The 8667-nt window shown below is 64.3% G+C and carries 8 protein-coding genes, 1 tRNA gene and 1 pseudogene; 6 read left to right on the top strand and 4 right to left on the bottom strand.

The genetic code is table 11. From position 1 onward, the window contains the following. The 6 genes from SY1_RS08615 to SY1_RS08590 all read left to right on the top strand — a co-directional run. Positions 1 to 641: cupin domain-containing protein (locus SY1_RS08615; RefSeq protein ID WP_208873461.1), on the top strand; the 641-nt coding region annotated here is incomplete at its 5' end. 147 nt (positions 642 to 788) lie between these two features. Then, positions 789 to 1259, top strand: coding sequence for an OmpH/Skp family outer membrane protein (locus SY1_RS08610; protein WP_015556791.1), 471 nt, complete (start codon positions 789 to 791; stop codon positions 1257 to 1259). A gap of 186 nt (positions 1260 to 1445) precedes the next feature. After that, complete coding sequence (locus SY1_RS08605) at positions 1446 to 2654, top strand: hypothetical protein (protein WP_208873459.1); 1209 nt, start codon at positions 1446 to 1448, stop codon at positions 2652 to 2654. 101 nt (positions 2655 to 2755) lie between these two features. Continuing rightward, a tRNA-Leu gene (locus SY1_RS08600) sits at positions 2756 to 2839 on the top strand. A 193-nt stretch (positions 2840 to 3032) separates the two neighbouring features. Continuing rightward, positions 3033 to 3962 carry a glycosyltransferase family 2 protein gene (locus tag SY1_RS08595; protein WP_015556789.1) on the top strand — a complete coding sequence of 310 codons (930 nt, stop codon included), beginning with the start codon at positions 3033 to 3035 and terminating at the stop codon, positions 3960 to 3962. A gap of 4 nt (positions 3963 to 3966) precedes the next feature. After that, positions 3967 to 4713, top strand: coding sequence for a class I SAM-dependent methyltransferase (locus SY1_RS08590; protein WP_015556788.1), 747 nt, complete (start codon positions 3967 to 3969; stop codon positions 4711 to 4713). 424 nt (positions 4714 to 5137) lie between these two features. Here the strand turns inward: SY1_RS08590 and pepT are convergent, their stop codons facing one another. The 4 genes and pseudogenes from pepT to SY1_RS08570 all read right to left on the bottom strand — a co-directional run. Further along, positions 5138 to 6370, bottom strand: a complete 1233-nt coding sequence (pepT, locus tag SY1_RS08585) for a peptidase T (RefSeq protein ID WP_208873457.1) — start codon at positions 6368 to 6370, stop codon at positions 5138 to 5140. Positions 6371 to 6438: 68 nt separating this feature from the next. Next, positions 6439 to 7434 carry an ABC transporter ATP-binding protein gene (locus tag SY1_RS08580; protein ID WP_015556787.1) on the bottom strand — a complete coding sequence of 332 codons (996 nt, stop codon included), beginning with the start codon at positions 7432 to 7434 and terminating at the stop codon, positions 6439 to 6441. A gap of 5 nt (positions 7435 to 7439) precedes the next feature. After that, on the bottom strand, positions 7440 to 8456 hold the full coding sequence (locus tag SY1_RS08575) for an ABC transporter ATP-binding protein (protein WP_015556786.1): 1017 nt from the start codon (positions 8454 to 8456) through the stop codon (positions 7440 to 7442). Between the two features lie 18 nt (positions 8457 to 8474). Then, positions 8475 to 8667, bottom strand: a pseudogene (locus SY1_RS08570) (ABC transporter permease); the annotation flags it as partial.

The following is an 8667-nucleotide window of genomic DNA, read 5'->3' as shown; positions in this document are numbered from 1 at the left end:
CCTTTGACTGCGCCGTCATGGAGCGGGCGGGGCGCGTGGCGGTGACGCCCCTGGACGCGGGGTGGTCCGACGTGGGGTCCTGGGACGCCCTGCACGACGTGCTGGAGCGCGACGATCAGGACAACGCCGTCGTGGGGGACGTGACGCTGCGGGGCGCGCGAAACTGCCTCGTGGACTCCCGCAGCCGGCTGACGGTGCTGAACGGCGTGGAGGACCTGGTGGTGGTGGACTCGCCGGACGCGCTCTTCGTCACTCGACGGGGGGCCTCCCAGGAGGTGCGCGCCGTCGTGAAGGAGCTGAAGGGCCGCGGACGGCGCGAGGTCAGCCAGATCTCGGAGAGCAGCCGCCCCTGGGGGAACTACCGCGTGCTGCACGAGGACGAGCGGCACCGGGTCAAGCGCAGCGTCGTGATGCCCGGCAGGTCCGTCCCCCTCCAAACCCACCGCCACAGCACCGAGCGTTGGATCGTCCTCCGCGGGACGGCCAGGGCTACCCTCGATGGTACGGAGAGCTTTCTCTGCGAGGGCATGGAGCTCTTCATCCCCAGAAACGTCCCCCACGGCCTCGAGAACTGCGGCTGCATCGACCTTGAACTCATCGTCGTGCAGGACGGCGAATACCTTGGACCCGACGATGCGTGAGGCGGGAGCGCCCGAAGCGCGAGCCGAATATGCGTAATCCTGACGTTTGCCCTTCCGCAGGCCGGATGCTAGAATGGCCCCGTCATCTCAAACGGGACGTCCGTTCGCGGAGGCCTGTGTTCTCTAGATTTTAGGAGGGATTTTTCTATGATCTTGAAAAAGTCTTCGTTCCTGTGCGCGGCGATGCTCCTCTTCGTGCTGGCCGTCGGGTCCGTGTCCTTCGCGGCTCAGAAGCCCGCTGCCACCGTGCCCGTCGAGGGCGTGGGCGTCATCGACATCGACGAGGTCGTCAACAAGCACCCCGGCATGGCGAACGCGAGGCAGCAGGCGGCCAACCTCTCGCGCCAGAAGGAGAACGAGGCCAAGGCGGCTGCGGACAAGGAGAGCGATCAGGCCAAAAAGGCCCAGATCATCCAGCAGAAGCGCATGGAGCTCGTCAAGGAGCAGCAGGCGCTCATGGACCCCATCTATCGCGAGTGCCAGCAGGCCGCACGGGACGTTGCCGCAAAGCAGAACCTGACCCTCGTCCTCAACAAGTCCATCGTCCTCATCGGCGGCACGGACATCACGCAGGACGTCATTCAGCAACTGGCGAAGGTTGCCGCCACAAAGAAATAAGGACACCTCCTCACGCACAAAGCGGCGGGCCCTGAACCTCAGGGCCCGCCGCTTTTTTATTGCCAAATCGCCCCGACGGCCGGGGAACTCGCTCAAACGGCGGTCTTACACTATAATAAAAACGGCGCAGAGAGAGCAGCACGCGCTTCGCTCCAACGCGCTTCTCTTTATGACTTTTCATAATTTTTGAAGGGAGAGCTGCTGAAGATGCGGGACAAAAAGGCCTTGATCCTCATGGCGACGCTATGGCTCGCGCTGTTCGGCGCCGTCGCTCCGGAGAGGGCACCTGCGGCGGAGTCCCCGAACTGGATGTGGACCGTCTTCGTGGTTCCGCCTCAGGGCGGCTGGGAGACCGAGGCGGGAAGGTCGATCCTGACGGTGCTGGCGTGGCATGAGGCCAACATCGCGGACAGCGGCAGGGGCATCGGCGGACACGACGTCCACTTCGTCCCCGTGGCCGAGGCGGGCGAGGCCTCGGACGTGCGGCTGCCCCTCGACGAGCGGACCGCGGCGGTGATGAGCTTTGCCGTCCCGGAGGTGGACCGCGGGCTGATCCAGCGCCTGGGGGGCCAGAAGGTGCCGCTCCTCCTGGCGGGAGGCGAGGAGCTCCTCATCGACAAGGACGGCCGGCCCCTGCCGAACGTCTTCGCGCTCGACATGTTCCGGGACTACCGCTGCGCCGCCTTCGCCAACTTCGCCGCGCAGACGCTCCACCGCAAAGCCCACGTGGCCCTGGCGGCCAGCCGGTTTACCGTCGATCAGGAGCGCGAGGCGAAGATCGCCTATTCCCTTCTGGACCTGGCGGGCTTCATGCCCATGCCCTTCTGGATGGACGCCTCGGTGAGCGACAGCTTCTCCATGGTGGCGCAGGAGATTCGGAGCGTCTCCAACGGCGTGCTGATCGCCTTCATCGGAGGCATGGGAGCGCGGGAGATGTGGCGGGGGTTCATGCGCACCGAGACCCCATGGCAGCTCTGGAACTGCGCCGCGCCGGAGCCGCTCTACCTCTCCTGCAAGGGGATGCTCTTCGCGGACCAGAACCTGTTCCTGTCCGAGCGGGGCGGCTTCAGCACCCTGAAGCGGCAGCTGTGGGACACGCGCGCCATGCAGGTCAAGGACCTGGTGCCCGCAGGCCGCGCCAACGCGCTGGCGGAGTGGCTGACGAGGGGGATCAGGGCCCTGCCCCAGCCCGTGGACCGGCTGGACCGGGACGCGCTGCTCACCGCGCTGGGCCGGGTTCGCGGCATCCCCTTCGGCGCCCAGACCCTCGACGTCACCCCGTCGCTGCACCGTCCCGTCAGCCGCCAGGTCTACATCGCGGAGGTACGCGACCGCCGCTTCATCCTGAAGGACACCCTGATGACGGACGCCCTGCCCTACGTGCCGTCCTACTGAACCGGTCGTCCGTGTGCTACAATACTCTGAGCCGGCCTGCCGCTTCAGACAGGGCGGCAGTGTCGTTATCCCCCGCCAGGGGGGACAACGGAGGTTCCGTAGCGGAGGTGGCGAAACGGCAGACGCACCAGACTTAGGATCTGGCGCCTTCGGGCGTAGGGGTTCAAGTCCCCTCCTCCGCACCAGTTCATGGTCATGAGCCGGCAACTAAAAGAGCCCTGCGCCCCTGCCTGGGCAGGGACTGAGGGGTGTCGCGACGATGGAAACGCACAAGGTCAAGGGAGAACGCTTTTTTATTAAGGTTCTGAATACCCCGCAAACTATCGGAAAACCCAAAAAACTGTACGCCTCGCTTCCCCCGGCAGGGACGAGGAAGCAATGATCTCGCTCCTCTGTCCCTGCTATAACGAGGAGGCGGTCCTTCCCCTGTTCTTTGAACGGATTACCTCCGTCATGGAAGGAATCGGGCAGGACTTCGAGATCGTCTGCGTCAACGACGGCAGCCGCGACGGGACGCTCGACCTCCTCAGGGAACAGGCGGAGGCGGATGAGCGCGTCAAGGTGGTTGACCTCTCCCGAAACTTCGGCAAGGAAGCCGCCCTGACGGCGGCGCTGGATCACTCTACGGGCGACGCGGTGGTGCCGATCGACGCCGACCTTCAGGACCCGCCGGAGCTGATCGGCGTCATGCTTGAAAAGTGGCGCGAGGGGTACGAGGTCGTCCTGGCTCATCGTTCCAACCGTTCCTCGGATTCATGGCTGAAGCGGGTGACCGCCCGAATGTTCTACAAGGTTCACAACAGGATATCCCAACCGGAGCTGCCCGAAAACGTGGGGGACTTCCGGCTGATGGACCGCAGGGTGGTGGACGCCCTGGGGGGCCTCCGGGAGACGCACCGCTTCATGAAGGGGCTCTTTGCCTGGGTCGGGTTCAAGACCTGCATCGTCGATTACGTCCGGAAGCCCCGCGCTGCCGGTAAGACGAAGTTCAACGGCTGGCGGCTTTGGAAGCTTGCCGTCGAGGGCATCACCTCCTTCAGCACCTTCCCCCTGACCGTGTGGTTCTACCTCGGAAGCCTCACGGCGTTCGGCGCCTTTGCTTACGGCCTCTACATCGTCCTGCGGACCCTGATCTGGGGAATCGAGGTGCCGGGTTACGCCTCGCTGCTCTGTCTGATCCTCTTCTTCGGAGGTCTTCAGCTGCTGGGCATCGGTATCCTGGGCGAGTACCTCGGCAGGGCCTACATGGAGAGCAAGAAAAGGCCCGTCTACGTGGTGCGCGAGGTCTATTGCAGAAAAGGAGGATAAGGGGATGCAGCACAGGGCCTTTGAAAAGATGCTGGAAACTCAGGACACACATTGGTGGTTTAAGGGCAAGAGGAGGATATTGAACAAGATTATCGAGAAAAGGGTTTTTACCGGAGAGCCCTGCGATATTCTTGAGATAGGTTGCGGGACGGGAAGTAACTTGCCCATGCTTGCCCGTTTTGGAAACGTCGTGGGGCTCGAGCTTGACGATTACGCACGCAAGGTAATCCCTCCCCTTCCAGGCGTTTCCATCGCAAAAGGTTGGCTTCCCGATGGTTTGGAGGCTGTACGGGGAAGGCAATTTGACCTCGTCTGCCTCTTTGACGTCCTAGAACATATCGAGCACGACGGAGAAGCGCTGTCCGTCCTCAAAAAGCTCATACGACCTGATGGGAAGCTGTTGCTGACGGTCCCCGCTTATCAATGGATGTTCGGCCCCCACGACAGGGATCTGGGGCACTACCGCCGATACACGCGCCCCAAACTTCGGGCCCTCTGCGTGCAACAGGGTTATACGGTTTCATACACAGGCTACATCAACTCCTTATTGTTCCCTTTCATGGCGGTGTCGCGCATTGCAGGACGTCTTATGGGCGGGGCAAGAACCGTCCAGCTCGAGACGAGCGTTCCTCCGTTTAAACTCAATGAATTGCTATACACCATCTTCTCGGCAGAATCGTTCTGGATACCCAATATCTCCCTTCCTTTCGGGGGTTCCGTGGTCCTGTTGTGTGAGGGGCGAAAACCCTAACCCTTTCCCTGCGGCAGGACCTCATACCAATTCGCGTTTAATATGGATTGCCTCCCCTGAAAGGGGAGGTGTCGCCAAGGGCGGCGGAGGGGTTCAGCCAGACGACACGACGACCGGCCTCACGCAAGCCGATCTTTCGGGAGGATTGCGGCGGTCGGTCGGCTGTGCCGAAGCAAGGCAATGGATTGCCTTGTGGAGGCGTTGGCGGAGAATGTCAGACAGGCGCGTCTCGCGTCTTATGAAAAACACCCCTCCCCTTCGGGGCAGCCCCCCTTGCAGGGGGGCCTTTCTTGCCCTTTAGACGCAAATTGGTATTAGACGGCCCCGCATCGCCGCGCTAAACGCAAATCGTCAACGAGTCGACGCCGCGGCACAAAAAACGGCCCTGCCGGGGCAGGGCCTGAGTACGTCCGCCGAAAGCGCGTCAGCCCGCGCGCCTCACGCTGAGCTCCAGGATCTTCAGCACCATCGCCGTGGCCTTCTCCATCACCTGGACGGGGATGAACTCGAAGCGGCCGTGGTAGTTGTGGCCGCCGGTGAAGAGGTTCGGCGTCAAAAGCCCGCGCCAGGAGAGCGCCGCGCCGTCCGTGCCGCCGCGCATGGGGATGATGAAGGTCTTGACGTCCAGCTCCTTCATCGCGTCGAGGGCCAGGTCCACGACCTCCATGCGCGTCGCGAGTTTGTCCGCCATGTTGCGGTACTGGTCGTGCAGGTCGAGCCGAACCCTCTCCGCGCCGTACTTGTCCCGCAGCCAGCTCACGGCCCTCTCCACGAAGCGCTTGCGCTCCTCGAACTTCTTCGCGTCGTGGTCCCGGATGATGAAGCGCAGGACGGCCTTCTCCGTCGTGCCCTCAAAGCTTGTGCAGTGGAAGAAGCCCTCGTACCCCGACGTCGTCGCCGGCGTCTCGCTGGCGGGGAAGAGGGAGAGGAGCTCGTGCCCCATCATGATGGCGTTCAGCATCAGCCCCTTTGCCGTGCCGGGGTGCACCGCCCGGCCCTCGATCGTCACCACGGCTCCCGCCGCGTTGAAGTTCTCGTAGCACAGCTCGCCGATGGGGCCGCCGTCCAGGGTGTAGGCGAAGTCCGCGCCGAACTTCTCGATGTCCAGCCCCTTCGCCAGCTCCCCCACTTCCTCGTCCGGCGTGAAGGCCACCTTCACGTCCCCGTGCTCGAACTCCGGGTGCTCCAGGAGCCAATCGACGGCCCCCATGATCTCCGCCATGCCGGCCTTGTTGTCCGCCCCCAGGAGCGTCGTCCCATCCGTCACCACCAGGTCCTGCCCCACGTAGTCCTTCATGAAGGGGAAGTCCCGCGGCGACAGGACCACCTTCAGGGCCTCGTTCAGCACGACATCGCCGCCGTCGTAGCCCTTCACGACGCGGGCCTTGACGTCCTTTCCGGACGCCTCCGTCGCCGTGTCCATGTGGGCGATGAACCCGATGGCCGGCACCTTCCCCTTCGCGTTGCCCGGCAGCGTGACGGTCACGTAGGCGTTCGGCGTCAGGGTCACGTCCTTCAGCCCCCGCTCCCGCAGCTCCCGCTCCATCTCCTTTGCCAGGACCATCTGCCCCGGCGTGCTGGGCACGACCCCGGAGTCCTCCTTCGACTGCGTGTCGTAGGTCACGTACTTCAAAAAGTGTTCAAGCGTAGAATACAAGAGAGAAACCTCCTCATACAGGCGGCGGGCCGCGTCGCTGCGGCCCGCTTTCGGTCCATCGGGAACGTTCAACGGCCCTCGGCCAGTTTCCCGGCGAAATGGCAGGCCACGAAGTGCCCCGGCGCGTACTCCGTCAGGGGCGGGGTCCCCTTGGCGCACACGTCCTGGCGGTAGCGGCAGCGCCCCATGAAGCGGCAGGAGTCCGGCGGCTCGATGGGGCTGGGCACGTCCCCCTCCAGGATGATGCGCTCGCGGTTCACGTCCAGCTTCGCCAGGGGGATCGCGGAGAGCAGCGCCTGCGTGTAGGGGTGCATCGGGTTCTTGAAGAGCTCGCGGTACTCCGAAAGCTCCGCGATCTGTCCCAGGTACATCACGGCGATGCGGTCCGACACGTGCTTCACCACGCTCAGGTTGTGCGAGATGAAGACGTAGGTGTAGTTGAACTCCTTCTGCAGCTCGTTCAGCAGGTTCAGCACCTGGGCCTGAATGCAGACGTCCAGGGCCGACACCGGCTCGTCCAGCACGATGAACTCCGGGTTCAGGGCCAGGGAGCGGGCGATGCCGATCCGTTGACGGCGGCCGCCGTCCAGCTCGTGGGGGTAGCTGTTCTCCAGCCTCTCCGCCAGCCCCACCGTGCTCATCAGCTCGCGGATGCGCTTGCGCATGGCGGCCTTGTCGCTGTAGACGCGGTTCACCATCAGCGGCTCCGCGATGAGCTCCCAGACGGAGAGGCGCGGGTTCAGGCAGGAGTAGGGGTCCTGAAAGACGATCTGCACGCGCTTGCGCAGGTCCTTCATCGTGGCCGCGTCCACCTTCGTCACGTCGATGCAGCTCCCGTCCTCCGGGTTCTGAAGCATGACGCTGCCGGAGGTGCTGTCCAAAAGGCGGATGAGGCAGCGGCCCAGCGTGGACTTGCCGCAGCCGGACTCCCCCACCAGCCCCAGGGTCTCGCCGCGCTGGATCTCGAAGCTCACGTCGTCCACCGCGTGCAGCATCCCCCGCTTGGTGCTGAAGTACTTCTTCAGGTGTTCCACCTTGATGTAAGGCTTGTTGTTGTCCGTCATCGCTCTCACCTCCCTGCCGCCTGGCAGCCCATCATGCGGGCCCGCACGGGGCAGGCCACGAAGTGCCCCGGCTCCAGCTCCTGCATCTGCGGCCGGACTGCGGAACAGCTCTCCTCCGCCATGGAGCAGCGGGGGTGGAACGTGCAGCCCGTGGGCAGGGCCATGGGGTCCGGCATCAGGCCGGGGATGACGGGCAGCTCGTCGATGTCCTCGTCGATGTCCGGCACGGAGTTGAAGAGCCCGATGGTGTAGGGGTGCAGCGGGGTCGCGTAGAGCGCGCGCTTGTCCGCGTACTCCACCACCCGGCCCGCGTACATGATGGCCACCTTGTCGCAGATGTCCGCCACGATGCCGAGGTCGTGGGTGATGAGGATCATGGAGGCGGCGAACTTCTGCTTCAGCTGCTTCATCAGCTCCAGCACCTGGGCCTGAATCGTCACGTCCAGCGCCGTCGTCGGCTCGTCCGCGATCAGGAGCGTCGGGTCGCAGGCCAGCGCGATGGCGATGACCACGCGCTGCTTCATGCCCCCCGAAAACTGGTGCGGGTAGTCGTGCATGCGCTCCCGGCGGATCCCCACCAGCTCCAGCATGTCTCCGGCCTGGGACAGGGCCTCAGCCTCGCTCACCCGGCGGTGCAGCCGGATCATCTCCGCGATCTGCTTGTCCACCGTCATCACGGGGTTGAGGCTCGTCATGGGGTCCTGGAAGATCATGGCGATCTTCGCGCCGCGGATGTGGCGCATCTCGGCCTCGCTCTTGCTCAGCAGGTTCTCGCCCTCGAACAGGATCTCGCCGCTCTTGATCCTTCCGGGCGGGTTCGGGATCAGGCGCATGATGCCCAGCGCCGTGGTGGTCTTGCCCGCGCCCGTCTCGCCCACGAAGCCGAGGGACTCGCCGCGCCCCAGCTGCAGGTTCAGTCCCTCCACCGCGTGGACCACGCCGCTGTCCGTCTCGTAGTGGATGGTGAGGTCGCGGACGTCCAGCATGAGGTCCCGTTCGTTCTTCTCGTTCGTCGTTGTCATAGTCGCACCTCCGCCCCGTCAGCGCTTCAGCTTCGGGTCAAGCGCATCGCGCAGGCCGTCACCAAGGAAGTTCAGCGCAAGGATTGTGAACATGATCGCCAGGCCGGGGTAGAGCGTCATGTGGGGGAAGTCGCGGATGTACTGGCGCCCGCCGGACAGCATCGCGCCCCACTCCGGGTTCGGCGGCTGGATGCCGAGGCCGATGAAGGAG

It is taken from the genome of Fretibacterium fastidiosum (assembly GCF_000210715.1).
In the GTDB taxonomy this organism is placed as follows: Bacteria; Synergistota; Synergistia; order Synergistales; family Aminobacteriaceae; genus Fretibacterium; species Fretibacterium fastidiosum.
Note: the sequence above shows the minus strand (reverse complement) of the source record. Positions and strands in the feature narration are given on the sequence as shown.

Excerpts from the sequence above, each read along its gene's own strand:
- SY1_RS08610 (WP_015556791.1), top strand. The coding sequence starts at position 789 with ATGATCTTGAAAAAGTCTTCGTTCCTGTGCGCGGCGATGCTCCTCTTC.
- SY1_RS08595 (WP_015556789.1), top strand. The coding sequence starts at position 3,033 with ATGATCTCGCTCCTCTGTCCCTGCTATAACGAGGAGGCGGTCCTTCCC.
- SY1_RS08590 (WP_015556788.1), top strand. The coding sequence starts at position 3,967 with ATGCAGCACAGGGCCTTTGAAAAGATGCTGGAAACTCAGGACACACAT.
- SY1_RS08580 (WP_015556787.1), bottom strand. The coding sequence starts at position 7,434 with ATGACGGACAACAACAAGCCTTACATCAAGGTGGAACACCTGAAGAAG.
- SY1_RS08575 (WP_015556786.1), bottom strand. The coding sequence starts at position 8,456 with ATGACAACGACGAACGAGAAGAACGAACGGGACCTCATGCTGGACGTC.